This is a genomic window from Pontibacter pamirensis, assembly GCF_010015475.1.
In the GTDB taxonomy this organism is placed as follows: domain Bacteria; phylum Bacteroidota; class Bacteroidia; order Cytophagales; family Hymenobacteraceae; genus Pontibacter; species Pontibacter pamirensis.
On sequence record NZ_SSNI01000036.1, the window covers coordinates 1 to 15,172 of the forward strand.

Here is a 15,172-nt window from a genome sequence, read left to right on the forward strand (position 1 = left end):
ATCCTCAAACTCCTTCAGAATTTTGGCGATTTGCTGTGGGGTAAATGTCTTTCTCTTCATAAGTAACTGTTCAAAGTTAAAGGTTTTTCTCTACTTCAAAACAGTTCTATTTGCAGGGGAGCTGACACATGGGCGGCCGACATGCCTGGAACAGCACACGTTACCTCGCCTGGACTTTCAACGACCAGTACCAGATCTGGGATAAGAAAAAAGGCCGTTTCCGTTGGGAGATGGGTAATATAGTAGCCGTAATAGATACCAAGACCAAGGACGGCAAAGTATATGTGGAGGGGCAGGAACTGCAGGACCCAGAGGAGAAGCAGAAATTGTTAGAGCAAACTTATGCCCGCTATATTAACAATTCTTATTGGCTCGTGATGCCGTTTAAATTGCAGGACCCTGGTGTTTCGCTAAAATACATTGGAGAGGAAACCACCATGGACGGTGCAAGCGCCGACGTGCTGGAGATGACTTTTGATGAGGTCGGACTAACGCCTCAAAACAAGTACAGAGTTTGGGTGGATCAGGAAAAGGGGCTTGTTACACAATGGGCTTTCTTCCGGAACTACACTGATGAAGCACCTACCTTCACCCGCCGCTGGTCTGGCTACAAGGACTACGGGAAAGTTAAACTGGCCAGTGACCGCAGCAACCCGCAAAGTGACTTCGAAATTTTTCATATTTCCTCTCCATCCTCGGTCCCGGACAGGATGTTCAACAGCCCGGAGCCGGTGGGAAAGCTGTAGACGCAGGACGTTTTGACAAAGGACTTTCGGACAAAGGACAAAAGATGAAAGATTTTTTTAAGAGAACAGCAGGGGCAGCCATGTAGTAGCTGCCCCTGCTGTTCCATATAGGTTAGAAGTGACGCGAATTATGAAGACTCTACTATCCTTTGTCTTTTGTCCAGACGCTGCGTCTAAAGGTTATCCACTGTAGCCGTCAGTGTGCCCTTTGCGTTCACGACTGCTTTTATGCCGTCCGGTGCCAGGTATATGTTTTCAGGAGTGACATGCTGAATGTTGCCGCGAAGCAGCAACGACTCATGCACCCTGCCCTGCTTATCCAGGGTGGCCTGTAGCATTTTCTTTGCATCGTCTATCTGGCGCTGCACTGGTATGTTCACCTGTTGCTCAATCATATCCTTAAACTTGTTTTTGGCAAGCCAGCTGGCTGTGTTCAGTAGTTTGTCTTTGGTGTCGAGGTCATAATCCACGTCACGCACCTTAATGGAAGCCGTTGCCGCATCATAATAAGGTGTGCCGCGCAGGTATACTTTGCCTATAATTTTCTTGGTGAACAAGCCTGCTTTGGTCTTTCCGTCAACATCCAGCATCAGCACTAGTTGCTCTCCGTTAGGCGTGATAGCGGCATCCTTTACAGTAATCTGGCTTTTGCCGTCATCAAATGTATAGGTTTGGTTTGCTACCTGGTCATGCACCATTCTGCTGGCGTGGGTGTAGGGAATATTTGCCGTTAAGCCAATCTGTACGGCATCTCCCATCCGGCTGTCGACAATTAGTTTTGGGAGGTTTTTATTCAGTTGCAGCTGGGGCTTACCGTCGGTGGTAACCGTGATGTAAGAGGTAATGCCAAGGCGGGTGTTGAGGGAGCCGTTTTTGCCTTGTAGCGGTGCCATGCGTACTTCCTTCGGCACTACCGTCAGCCATGTGTTGGTTGCGTCGTCTAACTTCACGGGCTCCTGTATCATGAGCCAGGCGTCCGTCACATATTTTTTCAAGTCTAGGTGGTTCTGTAGCTCCTTGTCCAGCTGTTTAGAGAGGGTGCTCATCTGCTGGCGCAGGGCAGGCTCAACAAAGCGGGCCAGGCCAATCTTCAGCGGGCCCAGTTCTATAGTTGGTTTTGTGTTTCCCCACTCAAAGTCGCCGCTCGTAATGGTATTGATGCGGTAGTCTTCTGTCAACCCGATGCGGCTTTCTGTCTTAATCACCATGTCGAAGCTGGTGTCTTCTGTCTTGTCGATGGCGGGACAGAACTTACACGGGTCCCATTTCCAGCGGCCTTTGGCATAGATGTGCAGCGGTATGCTGAAGTACACCTTGTCCTGCTCGGCCCGCACCGTCATCTTTCCTTTCTTAGATACAGTAACGGCCACATTATCATCTTTCAGATTGTCATCCTTGTACAGTACACCGGCTATTTCCTGGTTCAGCCTGTTTTCCATGGCGGCGATAGAGATAGAGACAGGCACTGTGATAGAAGACAACTGTGGCTTATATACCGGTGCTGCCGTGGCAGTGGCTGCAGGTGCTGCGGTATTCAGCTTATTTGTGCTGGAACAGCTTTGCAGGGCTAGGCCTGTAAGAACTGTAAAGAGCAGGAGGGTAAAGGCTTGTAGAAGTAATTTATTCACAGAATTAGCTGATTTTTAAAAAAGTGGCGCAAGTTAAACACCTTTTTTGTATTCAGCTATATGTGGCAAGAGACGTGCCGTAAATTTTTCAGTAACAGCTACTTTAAGCTATTAAGAAGAACTTTCATCTCCTCTTCTGTGGCTACTACGCCACATTCTCTTAAAGTGCCTTTGCGATAGATAGCAAAGAAGGGCGTTCCAGTCAATCTTACCTCCTTACTCGATACCGGGTTTTCGGAGGCACTCATGCGTACAAACGTAATATCGCTGTAGGCATGGTCGGAAGAGAAGCGGGTGAAGGAGGGGGCTAGTTGCTTGCACACTTCACAAGCCTCGTCTATAAACTTTACAATTACTTTTTCTTTCTCAAAAATCAGTAGTCTCAGATGGTCGTCATTACACTCAATTATTTTCATGATCCTTCTTCTCTTTAATGCTGCCCTTGCAAAGGTATAGACGAGGTGCGGCAACATATTGTTAATACAAAGGCCAGCTGACACATGTCAGCTGGCCTTTGTATTAACAATATTAGGGTTCAATTAAAATGCAAATCCTATCCTTATATCACTATGTGCGAAGTTGTTGAAGTTAAAGCCATGATATCCGTCTATGGTGTGGGAATTAATACTCAGGTCGTCTTGCTTATAGTTCACTTCCACATCGCCGTACTTTGTGTAGCCAAGGCCAAGCCCAACCTCAAAGCCAATATATAAGTTTTTGATAACATAAATATCTACTCCTGCCAGTCCATTCAGCCTGGCTGATAAGTGGTTTCTGTTGCAATTGCCTGGAGTAGTTGAAGTTGCGCCTTTCACTTCTACAGTCGCATCCTCAAAACGGCTTGTGCCAACCCCAAGGGGAACCGTGAAGCCAATATAGGGAGAAAGTCTTTTTGTGCCTGCAAAGTGTTTTTCCATTCCCGGTGCAAAGCTTAAACTAAATGTGGAACTGCTGGCCTCTTCTGTTATTTTGTCATAATCATAATAGACGCTGGCTCCGTAGCGATAAGCTAGTTCATTGCTTTTGAATTTCCGGAGCCTTACTTGCTGGCCATTGATGCCGCCGTTCAGGCTTAGGCCAACTTCTATGGTTTTATTTCCTGCTATAGGCTTAAGCATATCATCTTCCGCAGACTGTGCGTGAGCGGCAAATGTAAAACCAAAGGCAAGGGCAAGCAACGTGAGTTTGTTTTTCATATACATTTAAGTTTGAGTTAGAACGCTAAATATATATGAATATGTATGTAAAAGAAATATGCAACCTAATGTTTTATAAATTTTATTTTCTTGTACTTAACTTCTGACTCATGCAATGCCTTTGCCAGCCCGGCATCGTCTTTATACTGCAGTTGTTCGAGCACCCGATACTCTACCTGCACCTGTAGTTGTGCTGCTACAAAAGGCCATGGTTCCACCTGCACGCTAGCGTCCTTCAACTGCCTCACAACATACATTTCTCCGTCAGGGCCTTTTGTTATTTCGAGTGCGCGCTCATCAGAAGGTAGTTCATTGCGGCAAAGGATGAGCGAGAGGCGGTCGCACCACTGCATGATGGCATAAGCCTTCTCTGCTTCTTCCTGGCTGATGCCGATGCTTTGGCGGCACACTTTCTGCAGTGCCAGCTGTTCATCCAGAAAATTGTCAATGCTTTTCTGCTGGCCGCGCCTACTCTCATAGAGATAACTCATGTGCATGGAAGTAAGCAGCGTTACCCAGCGGCTCTGGAAGCGCACCGCATGCATCAGGTCCCGCGCCTGCTCCAGGGTGTTAGGCTGCAGTGTGAAATCAGCGGGAGCACCTGCCTGTGTGAGTCCGTCTTTCCCGCGCCAGGCTTTCTGCCGATTGTCGTGGTTGGCAATGGCGATGATAGTTTCCACCCAGTGCTGGCACTGCAGTTCTGGCTTCAGGTGATAGGCCAGCTGTGCCGCCAGCACGCCATGCGCCTGTTGATAAATGACTTCCCAGCCTTCCGGTATAGCGTTTACAATCATAGATCAGGATTACGGTATTTATGGATGGGCAGGATAACCATTCTTATAAATTGAATAACTGTGCATGCTCAACGTGCGGTGAAGTTCATACAAAGCCTATCCTGTTCATCCTTTAATCCTGTCAATCCTGATTCAGACAAAAAAGAGGCGATACCACAGCATCGCCTCTTCCTTTATTTATATAGATAGTTACACTTCAGCCTATAGCTACACCGCCTGCTCTGCCTTCAGCTTCTTTAAATTATGAAGCATGTCTGCTGTCATGGCATCTAAATCATAGGCTGGTTTCCAGCCCCAATCCTGTTGAGCAGCGCTGTCGTCTATGGTCTGAGGCCAGGACGCAGCAATTTTCTGGCGGGCATCTGGTTTATAAACAATGTCGAAATCAGGAATGTGTTTCCGGATTGAGGCCGTGATTTCTTCGGGCGAAAAACTCATAGCACTGAGGTTATAAGAATCGCGCACTTTTATATCTTCTGACGGGGCGTGCATCAGGTCCAGCGTAGCCTTCAGGGCATCGGGCATATACATCATCGGCAGGTGCGTGTTTTCGCTCAGGAAGCACTCGAAGATTTCGCCCGCTAAGGCTTTGTGGTAAATATCCACGGCATAGTCTGTGGTGCCACCACCCGGCAGCGCTTTGTAGCCAATCAAACCAGGGTAGCGGAGGCTGCGCACATCCAGACCATGCTTCTGAAAGTAATATTCACACCAGCGCTCACCTGCCTGCTTACTGATGCCATACACCGTGTTTGGGTCCATGATGGTTTGCTGCGGCGTGTTATGGCGGGGAGTGCCGGGGCCGAAAACCGCGATAGAGCTTGGCCAATAAACCCGCTCCACCTGCTTTTCCAGCGCGAGGTCCAGCACGTTAAAGAGGCCTTCCATGTTCAGGCGCCAGGCAAACTTCGGGTTCTTCTCCCCGGTAGCCGATAAGACGGCGGCCAGGTGGTAAATCTGCCTGAACTTGTACTTTGAGGTCAGTTCACCCAGCACTTTGGTGTCCAGCACGTCCACATGCTCGAAAGGCCCGGAGTCGCGCAAGTCCGCATGCCTGGGTGGAGTGACATCAGATGCCACTACATTGGCGCCACCATAGATGTCGCGAAGTGCAAGTGTAAGTTCTGACCCTAGCTGCCCGCAGGCTCCAATTACTAATATCGTGTCAGGTGTGTTTGCCATCTTAAAGAGTAAATATTGCACAAAGTAACCTAATTCAGGGCACACCTGAAAGTGTGTGTTTTGAGAAAGGCAGGCGGCAGACAGGATGATTCTTTTGGTTAAGCACAGGAATTCAGCAACTGGTAAACCGGCCTTTTAAATTGATATGGCATAGTTTTACAAACCGTGCAGCAAAGGAGTGTTAAGTTTGAAAAAAAGATAAAATGAAGGCTGGTTTAGTGGAGATAATGCGGATGCATCCAGGGCTGGCAAGACACCTGTGGCAGCAAACGGATTTTCTTATCTTTGTAGAGGAGTGTCTGTATTTTTTAGAAGAACGCCACATTTAAACCCAAAGCCTGTAAATTGCAAGGCAAGAGCGGGTAGGCAAAAGCCTTTTCAGCATGACGTTTGACGAATACCTGATAAAGAAACGGATAAACAAAGCGGCCTTTGAGGCTGGCGAACCGGCACGTTATGTGGCATGGCAGGAAATGTACGCGCAAATGCACCCGAACAGCTTTTACATTGCTGTGAAGATGCAGGTGAACAACGTGCGCCTGCGGTACCACCTGGCAGAGGAGGATATTCCGAAACCTGCCCCGGCTACGGCCGCTGAGAAGCCCCGCCCTGCTGCCCGAAGAGCTGCCCCAGCGCGACCAACTACCAGTGCTCCGGCTGCAACAGGTGCTCCGGCCACGCCCGCCGTTCCACAGGAAAAAACTGAAGAGAGTGCAGCAGAAGCCGCACCAAAGCCAAGGCCGGTTGTGCGGAGGCCAGCGGCGATGCAAAAGCCAGCTACAGAAGGAGAGGCGAAAGAGAAGCCAGCGGAAGAGCAGGCAAGTCCTGCCGCCCGTCCGCGACCAGTTATAAAGCGGCCGGTGATTTCAAAACCAGCAGCAGAAGAAGCAAAGGGGGAAGGAACCACGAATAAGGCTGCTGCAGAGGGAGCCAAGCCTGCCCGCCCAAGACCGGTGATCAAAAGACCTGCTGCGTTGCAGCAGCCAAAGCCAGACGAAAGCCCGGAAGAGATAAAAGCCCCCGCTTCGGAGCAACCCGCCACAGAAGAAGCGCCAGCTACCAGACCACCGCGTCCAAGGCCTGTTATCAAACGTCCGGCGGCTTTGCAGAAACCACCGCAGGAAACAGAGGAAACAACAGGAACCGAAGAAGTATTGGCGGCGCCTTCAACGGAGGAGAAACCAAAGCCACCTCGGCCGCGCCCTGTCATCAAGCGACCAACGGCTTTACAAAAGCCTTCTTCTGAGACTGAAAAGGAGGCTCCTCAGGAGAACGCCGCAGCAAGAGAAGCATCTTCCCCGGAAGAGACGCCGAAGCCACCGCGCCCACGGCCGGTGATGAAGCGCCCCATAGCCCTGCAAAAGCCACCTGTTGCTGCACCTGAACCAGAAGCTAAGACAGAGTCCGCACCTGAAGCACCAACTGTGCCTGAGCCAGCGGAGCAAAAGCCGAAGCTGCCAAGGCCGCGGCCTGTCATAAAGCGGCCTGCGCCACCAACTCCGCCAGCGGATGAGGAAGCCAGGCCAATTGAGCAGGAGCCACCTAAACCGGAAGTGCCGCAAGAACAAGAGCAGCCAAGACCAAAGCCCACGCGCCCGAGGCCCATTATGCGGAAACCGCCACCAAAACCAGACGAAGGCGACGGAACAGGTGTATAAGGGAAAGAGTAAGAAGGGGGGATAAGTGGATAAGAACCTTTACCTACCCCTGCCCCTCCGAGGAGGGGAATATTTTACTGATGCAGAAATCCCCTCCTCGGAGGGGCAGGAGTGGGTTCTTTTATTATGAACTCAAGGCTTTAACAAGCCAATCCTTCGTAAATCTGAAGTATAGACAGATGCAGTCTCCGGAGAGGAGCATATATAACTAACAAACCACGAAACTATGTACGGAGCGTTAAAAGCAGATTTAGAACAGCAGCTTGCCGAAATTAAAGAGGCAGGTTTATATAAGCAGGAGCGTATTATTACTACGCCGCAGGGAGCTGACATTGATACCACGCAGCAGCCGCATGTGCTGAACTTCTGCGCTAATAACTACCTGGGCCTATCGGCACACCCACGTGTAATCGAAGCCGCGAAGGAGGCTATCGACACGCATGGCTATGGCATGAGCTCGGTGCGCTTTATCTGCGGCACACAGGATATACACAAGGAGTTGGAACGGAAACTTTCTGAGTTTTTAGGCACTGAAGACACCATTCTGTACGCTGCTGCTTTCGATGCAAACGGCGGTGTATTTGAACCTTTGTTTGATGCAGAATCGGCCATTATTTCGGATGCCCTGAACCATGCGTCTATTATTGACGGTATCCGCTTGTGTAAGGCGCAGCGCTTTCGCTATGAGCACAACAACATGGCCGATTTAGAGGCGAAGCTACAGGAAGCGAAGGATGCCAAGCACCGCATCATCGTAACCGATGGCGCTTTCTCTATGGATGGCACTGTAGCGCAGCTGAACATTATCACAGAACTGGCAGAGAAGTATAATGCGGTGGTGATGGTGGATGATTGTCACGCTTCCGGATTTATGGGCAAGACTGGCCGCGGCACCCACGAATACCACAACGTGATGGACAAAGTAGATATCATTACAGGTACACTGGGTAAAGCACTTGGTGGTGCGATGGGTGGTTTTACGTCCGGGCGCAAAGAGATTATTGATATGCTGCGGCAGCGTTCGCGCCCATACCTGTTCTCCAACTCACTGGCTCCGGCCATTGTAGGTGCTTCTATCGCTGTGCTAGACACGCTGAGCGCCACTACCGAACTGCGCGATAAGCTGGAGTGGAATACACGTTATTTCCGCGAGCAAATCACAAAGGCAGGTTTTGACATTAAGCCCGGCGACCACCCAATTGTACCGGTGATGCTGTACGATGCCCCACTGGCGCAGGAGTTTGCGGCGCGCATGCTGGACAAAGGTATCTATGTGATTGGCTTCTACTACCCGGTAGTGCCGAAAGGGCAGGCGCGTATCCGGGTGCAGCTCTCCGCTGTGCACGACAGAGTCCATCTTGATAAATGCATCGCTGCCTTCACCGAGGTTGGCAAGGAGTTGGGCATCATCCAATAGACTCAGCGCATAACAAATATAGAAAAGCCACTCCGGATGCGGGAGTGGCTTTTATTTTTTATATCTTCATCTGATAAAAGGTAAGGAAGAGGAAATGAACAATATAAAGATAAAGCCGGGGCAAATGCTGTTAGGCACAGTACTCTCATGGCTGGTGGTGTCGTTTTTGGCCTACTCTACGGCAGGAATACGCGGCGATGAGGCAAATGTGGCAGACACTTTGCTGCAGATTACCTTTTACTTCTCCATTCTATTATCGGCAGAGGCCTATATCAGTATGCTGTTTAACGCACAGTGGACGCGCGTAAATTTTAGTATGATCCTGCTGCTCTGCGCCCCCGCATTGATGTACCTGGTATGGTTCGTTAGTGAGATGCTGTTTTAACGGAGAAAAAACAGCCTGATAAAGAATGGATCTATTTGCGCGTTACCCCTTCATCTTTTTACTTGTAGCACTCAACTATGCCTTGGTCGTTGTCTCGCTGGTGCACCTGATTTTCAGGTCTCACTACACCGTAAATCAGCGGCTGGTCTGGATGATTGTCCTGTGGTTGGTACCTGTGCTGGGGCCGGTTGGCTATTGGCTCTTCAGGCTCCGGAGGGGCTGAAGCTTGCTTATTGTAATTTCAGGGCAGCAAGAGAGAACAGGCTCTTAAGCTGCACTAACAGATTTCTCGGTGGTTGCCGCAGCTGATTTCTGGTCAGCATCGAACAGGAACTGGTTGAGCTTGATGCGCAGGTCAGCGGAGGAGAGGTTGCGGTATGCCTCGCCATTACGCACCAGTGCTATCTGGCCTGTCTCCTCCGATACCACCAACACAATACTGTCCGTTATTTCCGTTAAGCCGATGGCGGCACGGTGGCGCAAACCCATAGATGCCGGGATCTCCTGGTTCTCAGAAACAGGCAGAATACAGCGGGCGGCTTTTATGCGGTTGCCGGAAATAATGACGGCACCATCGTGCAGCGGGCTGTTCTTGTTGAAGATAGACATGAGCAGGCGCTTCGAGATAACAGCATCAATCAAGTCGCCGGACTCGGCATAGTATTTCAGTTCAGAGCTTTTTGAGAAGACAATCAAAGCCCCCGTATTTTTGCCGGCCAAGGTTTTGGCGGCCTCAATAAAGGGTGTAAGGCTAAGCTTTTCGCTCTGCTCACGGCGCCACGGAAAGCCCCGGAAAAAGCGGTCGTTGTTAAAGGCGGTGGTCTTGCCTATCATCAGCAGGAAGCGGCGTATCTCAGGCTGAAACACAATAATGGCTGCCAGCACGCCCACGCCCATAAACTGGCCCAATATAATGCTGAGCAGTTCCATGCCAGCGGCACGCACCACCAGGTAGAGCAGGTAGATAGAGAGCAGACCCAGGAAAATTTTCAGGGCCACGCTGCCTGTCAGGAGCTTGTACAACTGGTACAGCAGCACTGTCACCAGCAGGATATCAATGATATCGAGCAGCTCAATCTCTAAAAAACCTATGCTGAATAAAAAAATCAAAGTATTGTTTTCTTGAAAAGTTCTATTGTTTGCTTCATTTCTTTTACGTCGTGCACCCGCAAAATGGCTGCACCCTTCATCAACGCAATCGTATTTAAAGCTATTGTGCCGGTTAGCGCATCAGCCTGCCCGATGCCAAGTGTTTTATACACCATCGATTTGCGCGAAAGCCCCGCCAGGATCGGTAGCCCAACTATACGGAGCTCGTCGAGGCGGCGCAGTAATTCAAAGTTATGTGCTATTGTTTTGGCAAAGCCAAAGCCGGGGTCAAGTATAATGTCTTTTACGCCAGACTGCTTTAGCCTGACGATTTGTTCCTGCAATTCATCTACTACCTCCACTACCACATCCTCATACTTAGCCAACGTTGTCATGGTTTGTGGCGTTCCACGCATGTGCATCAGGATGTAGGGCACCTGCAATCTGGCCACCGTTTCGAACATAGCCTCGTCTAGTTTGCCGCCTGAAATGTCGTTGATAATAGCAGCACCCGCGCTTACGGCCACTTCGGCCACTGCTGCTCTGAACGTGTCTACGGAAATGACTGCTTCCGGAACTTTATTTAGAATTGCTTCGATGGCCGGCACAACTCTGTCCAGCTCTTCCTGCACCGATATGTCTGTTGCGCCTGGGCGCGAGGAATATCCGCCAACATCCAGTATATCAGCGCCATCAGCTACCATGTTTTCCGCTTTCTGAATCACTTTCTCTAAAGAGCCAAGGCGGCTGCCGGCGTAAAAGGAATCGGGTGTAATATTCAGAATGCCCATTACCTGCGGGGTGTCCAGGGGCAGGAGCTTTCCGCGGCAGTTCAGTGTGGTTTTTGTGCTAAAAAGCGTATCTTTCGCTTCCAAAGTTGGCATGTAAATCTGTTGATTTTAAAATTAAAGCTAAAAAGTTGATTAATCAAACACTTCAGGAATATGATCAGGTAGTAAGCCGCTGCAAAGACACCTTTGTGAAGAAAACGAGGGATTACGGTACTGCCTGGCGCGTATTGCGGCTGCCATCTATCACTGATCAGATTTTTATTAAAGCGCAACGCATCCGCTCTATTCAGGAGAAGGGGAAACAACTGGTAGAGGACGATATAAACGGTGAGTTTGTGGGCATCATTAATTATTGCATTATTGCGCTGATGCAACTGCACCTCCCGGCCGATGCCGATATGAATTTGCCTGCTGAGGAAGTAGAGCGCCAGTACACGCATCATATTGAAGAGAACATCAAGTTGCTGAACGCCAAGAACCACGACTACGGCGAAGCCTGGCGCGATATGCGTGTGAGCTCCATTACCGATATCATTCTGATGAAGCTGTACCGCACCAAGCAAATAGAAGATAACGAGGGGCAGACGCTGATTTCTGAAGGAGTGGAAGCCAACTACCGCGACATGATAAATTACGCTGTGTTTGCATTAATTAAGTCTGGCTTTGCGGGGTAACCTCCCCCTGCCCCCTCCTAAGAACAGGAGGGGAGACTGCCCGTGCTTTGGCAAAGAATAAGTTTCATGGTTTAAGTATAAGACTACTGCATCCGAATTGAAAAAAGGGCAGCTATTATTAAAAAAGGAGCTCCCTCTCCTGTTCTTAGGAGAGGGTTGGGGAGAGGTAAAATAGGGGTTAGGAGTGGGTGGACCCGGAACCATATACATTAAAATTGTATCACGAAAGTAACTAATGAAGTTTATAAGCAAATTCTGCTGGCTTTTTGTAGGAGTGCTGTTCATATTCTCAGGGCTGATTAAAATTAACGACCCGGTAGGCACCGCTATAAAATTAGAAGAGTATTTTGAGGTGTTCGCTACGGACATATCGCCCATCTTTAAATCATTTGAACCATATTCCCTGTTTCTGTCCATCTTCCTGAGTGCGGCAGAGATTGTGTTAGGCGTAGCTCTGTTGGTGCGCTGGAAACGGAAGACCATTCTCGTGCTTTTGCTGCTAATGATTGTCTTCTTCTCTTTCCTTACGTTCTACTCTGCCTTTTATGATAAAGTAACTGACTGCGGCTGCTTTGGCGATGCCATTGTGCTTACTCCCTGGGAGTCATTCACAAAAGACCTGGTGTTGCTGGTGATGATCATTATACTGCTGTTTACGCAGAAGTATCTCCCACCTCTGGTGCGGCCTGCAACAGGGGCTGTAATCACCATTATAACGGCAGCCATTTCTGTTATGGTAGGATGGTATGCGTACGAGCACCTACCTTACATCGACTTCCGCGCCTACAAAGTGGGCAACAACATACCTGCCCTCATGCAGCCGTCAGCACCCTTGCGCTATAAGTATATCATGACCAAAGATGGCCAGGAGCAGGAGTTTGAGGAGTATCCGACTGATGAGAGCTATACCTTTAAGCAGATGGTGGCGATCAACCCGGAGGATGGCCCTAAAATCACGGACTTCAATGTGTGGAACGATGAGGGAGACTTTACGCAGGAAGTATTATCTGGCAATAAGCTGCTTATTTTGGTTCAGGATGTTACGAAGGCAGACCAGACAAATTTTAAAGAAATCAACAAACTGGTGAAGGCGGCAGAGCAGCAGGGAATTACACCGCTGGCGATAACGAGCAGCAGCAGCGCTGACTTTGAAGCCTTCCGCCACGAGGTAAACCTTGCCGTTCCGTACTTTTATGGGGATGGCACCGTACTCAAAACCATCATCCGCTCTAACCCTGGTATTCTGCTCCTGCAGGACGGCACCGTAAAAGGCAAATGGCACCACAATGATACACCCGATATAGAGGAAGTACAGGACGAGTTGGCAGAGGAGGTGTAGAAGCGTTACGTGTTGCTCATTATTCGTTGTTCGGGTACAGCATCACCGCGTAACAAGCACAGTATGCTTCCCAGATCTGCCTTATTCATAATTCATAATTTAAAAAATGTGCTAATTTTTTTGATAGGTATGATGGGTAGTGGCAAAACCACTTTAGGCAGGCAACTGGCGAAGCGGCTAGGTTACGCCTTTGTGGATTTGGATGAGTACCTGGAGAAGAGAGTTGAGCGCAGCATAGCAGAGGTATTTGAACAGGAAGGGCAGGAGCGGTTTCGGGAGTTGGAGCGGGAGGCGCTGGAGGCGGTGGTGCTGGACTATAATGATGCCGTTATTTCTACAGGAGGCGGTGCACCCTGCTTTTTCGATAACATAGAATACATAAACCGGCACGGGAAAAGTTGCTTTTTAGATGTGCCTGTAGAAGAAATTTCCAGAAGATTGCGGGCCTCCGATTTACAGGTGCGGCCACTGCTGGCAGGCAAGTCGGAAGAAGAAATTAACTCTTTCTTAGTTAAAACATTAAGCCTCCGAAAGCAGTTTTATCAACAGGCCAGCATTCAACTACAAGGACCGGCAATTTCGGTAGAGCAGTTGCAACATTTGCTCAACAATAACTGAATGGGTTCCGTTAAACTGTTTACAGGGTGTTGCTAACGGCATTTTGTTAATATAAAATTAAATAATTTTGCAACGTTAAATAAGTTTAGCAAAATCTAACTATGAGACCTAACCACAAAGGACGCGCTCAGATTTTTGAGAATCCCTTACTTGAGCGACTGACCCGAACACATATTGCCCTTCCGATTTCTATCTTCGTTGTCTTTGCCATCGGATTGATATATTATGGTATTAGCTACAGCTTTATTGGTGTAGTAGAAGCTATTGGCTTGTTCACTGCCGGGTGGCTTCTTTTTTCGCTGCTCGAGTATATTGCCCACCGCTTCCTTTTCCATATGGATACGGACACCCCTACAAAAGCACGCATACAGTATACCTTCCATGGCGTTCATCATGAGTATCCGAAAGACAAAGAGCGACTGGCTATGCCGCCTATCCTGAGCGTTCTTGTTTCATCCTTACTGTTTTTTGTTTTTAAGCTGATTTTCGGGCAGTTTGTGTTCGGTATATTGGCTGGCTTACTGTTTGGCTACGCCATGTACCTGTTTGTGCATTACGCTGTGCATGCCTATGCACCACCTAAAAATTTCTTTAAAACACTTTGGGTGCATCACAGCATCCACCATTACAAAGATCCGAATGTTGCCTATGGCGTATCATCCCCGCTCTGGGACTATGTTTTAGGAACAATGCCGAAGCGTTCAAAATAGAGCAACATATCTGATATAATCTGATACAGGTAAAAAGGGAGCCCTTGCCGGCTCCCTTTTTAGTTTTTTATGTTCCTGTGTAGAACTCTGAAAGGTAAAACAGAAAAAGGAGCCGGCAAGGCTCCTTTTTCTGTTTCTTATTAATTTATGGTTTTACTTTTCTGTCATCTGCCCGTGAACTTTCGGAAAATCCAAACGACTATCAGCACAATTATAATGATGATGATAAGCGCCGTCCACATACCAGCTTCAAAAATATCGCCAATTACGTCACAGCTACTGAGTGTAAAGGTCAGTAATATGAGCAGGGTCATAAGGTAGACTCTTATATTTTTCATTGTTTTTATAAGTTTAAGTTCCGGGCTGTTTTTTATACTATATCATGGCAAAGTATAGCCAGCCGCTTATATGATGGTTTTGCCATGCTAATCTTACTGAGTCAAAGCCTAAAAGGTTATTTTTTGGATAAAACAGAGCTAATTAAAAGCATGTAAAAATGACAGCCGCTTTGTTTTTATGACACAACCATTTCATACTAAGTGAGGTAGCTTTATAGCAGAGAGATTTGTGCTGGAACTGTACAGGGCTGTGGCTTTATTTAGTAGATCGAACAAAAAATCTGCTTCTTTTTTGCTGTTTGAGCACATTTACCTTCCTGTTAATGGCAATTGTACGTGCTTTCAGGTTCTGGCAAGAAGACTTTTAAGTAGAACAACAGCGCTTGGCGCGCTCGGAAAGCTGCAACCAAATTATGAATGTGCGTATTTGCAGCTCAGGTAAAAGAGCTTTTAAGCATGCTTTTATGTCACTTTGCTGCTGCTATAGCGGGGTTAGCAAAGAAGTGCACATTTTTTGCTGCCTTGTTTTCCGGTTATTTATCTGTATTTAGAGCTGTTTTTAGTGCGTAGTTGGATAAAGCCCGTAATATTCTTTAGATGAAGTCTA

At 48.3% G+C, this 15,172-nt stretch carries 17 protein-coding genes; 9 read left to right on the top strand and 8 right to left on the bottom strand.

What is annotated here, in order from left to right; all coding sequences use genetic code 11:
• Positions 1-128 precede the first annotated feature (128 nt).
• Positions 129-746 (top strand): DUF6503 family protein, encoded by a 618-nt coding sequence (locus E1919_RS21480; RefSeq protein ID WP_162055478.1) that lies wholly within the window; start codon positions 129-131, stop codon positions 744-746.
• A 173-nt stretch (positions 747-919) separates the two neighbouring features.
• Here E1919_RS21480 and E1919_RS21485 read toward each other — a convergent pair whose 3' ends face one another.
• The 5 genes from E1919_RS21485 to E1919_RS21505 all read right to left on the bottom strand — a co-directional run bounded on the left by E1919_RS21485 (position 920) and on the right by E1919_RS21505 (position 5,546).
• Positions 920-2,374, bottom strand: a complete 1,455-nt coding sequence (locus tag E1919_RS21485; protein ID WP_162055479.1) for a DUF4403 family protein — start codon at positions 2,372-2,374, stop codon at positions 920-922.
• 98 nt (positions 2,375-2,472) lie between these two features.
• Positions 2,473-2,790, bottom strand: coding sequence for a thioredoxin family protein (locus E1919_RS21490; RefSeq protein ID WP_162055480.1), 318 nt, complete (start codon positions 2,788-2,790; stop codon positions 2,473-2,475).
• A 123-nt stretch (positions 2,791-2,913) separates the two neighbouring features.
• Positions 2,914-3,570 carry a hypothetical protein gene (locus E1919_RS21495; protein WP_162055481.1) on the bottom strand — a complete coding sequence of 219 codons (657 nt, stop codon included), beginning with the start codon at positions 3,568-3,570 and terminating at the stop codon, positions 2,914-2,916.
• Positions 3,571-3,635: 65 nt separating this feature from the next.
• Positions 3,636-4,364 carry a DUF3891 family protein gene (locus E1919_RS21500; protein ID WP_162055482.1) on the bottom strand — a complete coding sequence of 243 codons (729 nt, stop codon included), beginning with the start codon at positions 4,362-4,364 and terminating at the stop codon, positions 3,636-3,638.
• A gap of 207 nt (positions 4,365-4,571) precedes the next feature.
• Positions 4,572-5,546 carry an NAD-dependent epimerase/dehydratase family protein gene (locus tag E1919_RS21505; protein ID WP_162055483.1) on the bottom strand — a complete coding sequence of 325 codons (975 nt, stop codon included), beginning with the start codon at positions 5,544-5,546 and terminating at the stop codon, positions 4,572-4,574.
• 383 nt (positions 5,547-5,929) lie between these two features.
• On the opposite strand from E1919_RS21505, the gene E1919_RS21510 reads away from it, so the two are divergent.
• The 4 genes from E1919_RS21510 to E1919_RS21525 all read left to right on the top strand — a co-directional run bounded on the left by E1919_RS21510 (position 5,930) and on the right by E1919_RS21525 (position 9,229).
• Positions 5,930-7,204, top strand: coding sequence for a hypothetical protein (locus tag E1919_RS21510; protein ID WP_162055484.1), 1,275 nt, complete (start codon positions 5,930-5,932; stop codon positions 7,202-7,204).
• A 226-nt stretch (positions 7,205-7,430) separates the two neighbouring features.
• Positions 7,431-8,621 (top strand): glycine C-acetyltransferase, encoded by a 1,191-nt coding sequence (kbl, locus tag E1919_RS21515; RefSeq protein WP_162055485.1) that lies wholly within the window; start codon positions 7,431-7,433, stop codon positions 8,619-8,621.
• 94 nt (positions 8,622-8,715) lie between these two features.
• Positions 8,716-9,006 (top strand): hypothetical protein, encoded by a 291-nt coding sequence (locus E1919_RS21520; RefSeq protein ID WP_162055486.1) that lies wholly within the window; start codon positions 8,716-8,718, stop codon positions 9,004-9,006.
• 25 nt (positions 9,007-9,031) lie between these two features.
• Positions 9,032-9,229, top strand: coding sequence for a PLDc N-terminal domain-containing protein (locus E1919_RS21525; RefSeq protein ID WP_162055487.1), 198 nt, complete (start codon positions 9,032-9,034; stop codon positions 9,227-9,229).
• Between the two features lie 44 nt (positions 9,230-9,273).
• On the opposite strand, the gene cdaA is transcribed toward E1919_RS21525, so the two are convergent.
• The gene (gene cdaA, locus E1919_RS21530; RefSeq protein WP_115568556.1) at positions 9,274-10,116 is read right to left on the bottom strand and encodes a diadenylate cyclase CdaA; all 843 of its coding nucleotides are present in this window, start codon (positions 10,114-10,116) and stop codon (positions 9,274-9,276) included.
• On the bottom strand, positions 10,113-10,979 hold the full coding sequence (gene folP, locus E1919_RS21535; protein ID WP_202915969.1) for a dihydropteroate synthase: 867 nt from the start codon (positions 10,977-10,979) through the stop codon (positions 10,113-10,115). Before folP ends, cdaA begins: the two co-directional genes overlap by 4 nt.
• 35 nt (positions 10,980-11,014) lie before the next feature.
• Here folP and E1919_RS21540 point away from each other — a divergent pair, with 35 nt between their 5' ends.
• From E1919_RS21540 to E1919_RS21555, 4 genes are all read left to right on the top strand, one after another.
• Positions 11,015-11,560 carry a DUF1599 domain-containing protein gene (locus E1919_RS21540; protein WP_115568558.1) on the top strand — a complete coding sequence of 182 codons (546 nt, stop codon included), beginning with the start codon at positions 11,015-11,017 and terminating at the stop codon, positions 11,558-11,560.
• A gap of 235 nt (positions 11,561-11,795) precedes the next feature.
• Entirely contained in the window at positions 11,796-12,899 is a 1,104-nt protein-coding gene (locus E1919_RS21545) for a BT_3928 family protein (RefSeq protein WP_162055488.1), read from the top strand.
• A 108-nt stretch (positions 12,900-13,007) separates the two neighbouring features.
• Positions 13,008-13,517, top strand: a complete 510-nt coding sequence (locus tag E1919_RS21550) for a shikimate kinase (RefSeq protein ID WP_237144740.1) — start codon at positions 13,008-13,010, stop codon at positions 13,515-13,517.
• Positions 13,518-13,618: 101 nt separating this feature from the next.
• Positions 13,619-14,227: a sterol desaturase family protein gene (locus tag E1919_RS21555; protein WP_162055490.1), complete on the top strand. Its 609-nt coding sequence runs from the start codon at positions 13,619-13,621 to the stop codon at positions 14,225-14,227.
• A 164-nt stretch (positions 14,228-14,391) separates the two neighbouring features.
• Here the strand turns inward: E1919_RS21555 and E1919_RS27390 are convergent, their stop codons facing one another.
• A complete protein-coding gene (locus E1919_RS27390) occupies positions 14,392-14,565 on the bottom strand; it encodes a hypothetical protein (protein ID WP_202915970.1) in 174 nt (57 codons plus the stop codon).
• Positions 14,566-15,172: the final 607 nt, after the last annotated feature.

Excerpts from the sequence above, each read along its gene's own strand:
- E1919_RS21480 (WP_162055478.1), top strand. The coding sequence starts at position 129 with ATGGGCGGCCGACATGCCTGGAACAGCACACGTTACCTCGCCTGGACT.
- E1919_RS21490 (WP_162055480.1), bottom strand. The coding sequence starts at position 2,790 with ATGAAAATAATTGAGTGTAATGACGACCATCTGAGACTACTGATTTTT.
- E1919_RS21495 (WP_162055481.1), bottom strand. The coding sequence starts at position 3,570 with ATGAAAAACAAACTCACGTTGCTTGCCCTTGCCTTTGGTTTTACATTT.
- E1919_RS21500 (WP_162055482.1), bottom strand. The coding sequence starts at position 4,364 with ATGATTGTAAACGCTATACCGGAAGGCTGGGAAGTCATTTATCAACAG.
- E1919_RS21505 (WP_162055483.1), bottom strand. The coding sequence starts at position 5,546 with ATGGCAAACACACCTGACACGATATTAGTAATTGGAGCCTGCGGGCAG.
- E1919_RS21510 (WP_162055484.1), top strand. The coding sequence starts at position 5,930 with ATGACGTTTGACGAATACCTGATAAAGAAACGGATAAACAAAGCGGCC.
- kbl (WP_162055485.1), top strand. The coding sequence starts at position 7,431 with ATGTACGGAGCGTTAAAAGCAGATTTAGAACAGCAGCTTGCCGAAATT.
- E1919_RS21520 (WP_162055486.1), top strand. The coding sequence starts at position 8,716 with ATGAACAATATAAAGATAAAGCCGGGGCAAATGCTGTTAGGCACAGTA.
- E1919_RS21525 (WP_162055487.1), top strand. The coding sequence starts at position 9,032 with ATGGATCTATTTGCGCGTTACCCCTTCATCTTTTTACTTGTAGCACTC.
- folP (WP_202915969.1), bottom strand. The coding sequence starts at position 10,979 with ATGCCAACTTTGGAAGCGAAAGATACGCTTTTTAGCACAAAAACCACA.
- E1919_RS21545 (WP_162055488.1), top strand. The coding sequence starts at position 11,796 with ATGAAGTTTATAAGCAAATTCTGCTGGCTTTTTGTAGGAGTGCTGTTC.
- E1919_RS21555 (WP_162055490.1), top strand. The coding sequence starts at position 13,619 with ATGAGACCTAACCACAAAGGACGCGCTCAGATTTTTGAGAATCCCTTA.
- E1919_RS27390 (WP_202915970.1), bottom strand. The coding sequence starts at position 14,565 with ATGAAAAATATAAGAGTCTACCTTATGACCCTGCTCATATTACTGACC.